This window comes from Lactobacillus equicursoris DSM 19284 = JCM 14600 = CIP 110162 (assembly GCF_001434815.1).
GTDB classification, from domain to species: Bacteria; Bacillota; Bacilli; order Lactobacillales; family Lactobacillaceae; genus Lactobacillus; species Lactobacillus equicursoris.
Genome location: NZ_AZDU01000101.1, coordinates 1 through 1554, shown reverse-complemented (window position 1 = coordinate 1554; position 1554 = coordinate 1). Strand labels below are relative to the sequence as shown.

Below are 1554 nucleotides of genomic sequence, written 5' to 3'. Positions count from 1 at the left end.
AAAATTTACGTCTGGTTTATTTAAGACGCAAACAGGCTGGCAGAGACAAACAAGGATATGCATTAAAAGGCTGGTCTAAAGCTGTTCCATTGCTTATCAACCTTCAACCGGCTGGAGGCAGCATTAACGCTCAAATTTACGGGGAGAACTTGAATTACATGCTGTCGGGTAAGTACCAGGGCAACTTGCTAAAGTCGGCGGAGAATGAAGGCGACGGTCTCTGTGTTGATGCTGAGCCAGAAGCTGATCCAGACTATGAAATCGTAGCAATACAAGAGTATTCAACTCACAAGAACATTTCTTTGAAAAGAAGGAATAAGTGATGCAGTCTTCCTTTGAAATCAAAGGTCTTGACCGACTTCAGGAAAAGCTAAAAAAGCTGCCTGGTGTCACGGAAAAGGCAATCCAAAACGGCGAAGAAGACGTTATGGACCAAGCGGAGGCTTACGCGGTTGAAGAACTTCAGAAAACTATCAAATATTCCACTGGTGAAATGACTAGATCCTTGAGAACTGAAGTAAAGCTTAAATCAACGGGCGAAATTGTCGGGCGGTTATGGTCTAATGACCCTATAGCCGTTTATCGTGAATTCGGTACGGGCCGTAATGGTGAACGGTCGCCAAAGATTATTCCTCCAAATGTTACATTGACTTATAGGCAAACAACCTGGTTTATACCTGTTGATAAAGTGGATCTTGATTTAACCGCTATTTACGGTATGCAGAAAATCAAGATCCATGATAAAGAATTCTATAGGACCAATGGCCAACCGGCCCGCCAATTCTTAACACCAGCTATCGAAAAGGCCGGACGTGATGCGGACGAAATCATTTCTAAAAGGATCAAGGAGGCACTAAATGAAAATCTTTGATGTTAAAACGCTAATCTATCAAACACTTGATAGCATTCCAGAATTACAAGGGAACATTTATCCTCGGTATCCTGAAGAATTAACTACATACCCGCTAGCGGTTTACTCGACTTCACATGTTACGGTTCAACGGAACGCGGACCAGGAAGAATTACTAACCAGTTGGTCCTTTACGATTGATCTATTCTGTGAAGGATCACCTCAAGAAATCGAAGATAAAATTATTGATACATTTAGCCAAATGGGGTTCACCTATTCGGCAGTTGACCAAGATTTAAACGGCGTTTCGCGCGTGGCTATTACCTTTTACGGGGTGGTAGATAACCAGATGAAACACGTTTACCAAAAATAGAAGGGATATTACAACATGCAAGAATTCAAGTTGCAACAATTTGCGGTAGATGCTAGCGATGGTTTGGCTGGCACTGGTACCAAGCTATCATATTCAAAGGACGGCACTTCATGGACTGACATCACGGACGTTAAGACCATTCCAGCCGTGGGCGGTACTCCTCAAACCATTGATGTAACCACTTTGGCAGATACTCGCCAAAAGCAGATTCCAGGTATTAAGCAAAGTTCATCACTCGCTTTCCAATGCGTTTACAAGGGCGACAACTTTAAAAAGGCGCAAGCAATTTGTGATAACAATGTAACCTACAAGTTTAAGGTTACCTATCCAG

General features: G+C 42.6%; 4 protein-coding genes. All 4 read left to right on the top strand.

Annotated features, from left to right (window positions below):
* Positions 1 to 323 (top strand): hypothetical protein (locus FC20_RS09470; protein WP_082610509.1); only part of this gene is annotated, 323 nt, incomplete at its 5' end.
* Positions 323 to 871, top strand: a complete 549-nt coding sequence (locus FC20_RS09465) for an HK97-gp10 family putative phage morphogenesis protein (protein WP_008463617.1) — start codon at positions 323 to 325, stop codon at positions 869 to 871. The genes FC20_RS09470 and FC20_RS09465, both read left to right, overlap by 1 nt.
* Positions 858 to 1223, top strand: coding sequence for a hypothetical protein (locus FC20_RS09460; protein ID WP_008463619.1), 366 nt, complete (start codon positions 858 to 860; stop codon positions 1221 to 1223). The genes FC20_RS09465 and FC20_RS09460 overlap by 14 nt, the downstream gene beginning before the upstream one ends.
* A 15-nt stretch (positions 1224 to 1238) precedes the next feature.
* Positions 1239 to 1554, top strand: a 316-nt coding sequence (locus FC20_RS09455) for a phage tail tube protein (RefSeq protein WP_056945395.1), incomplete at its 3' end; no start/stop codon positions are given.

Bases quoted from the DNA above. Each gene is read 5' to 3' on its own strand.
- FC20_RS09465 (WP_008463617.1), top strand. From the start codon at position 323: ATGCAGTCTTCCTTTGAAATCAAAGGTCTTGACCGACTTCAGGAAAAG.
- FC20_RS09460 (WP_008463619.1), top strand. From the start codon at position 858: ATGAAAATCTTTGATGTTAAAACGCTAATCTATCAAACACTTGATAGC.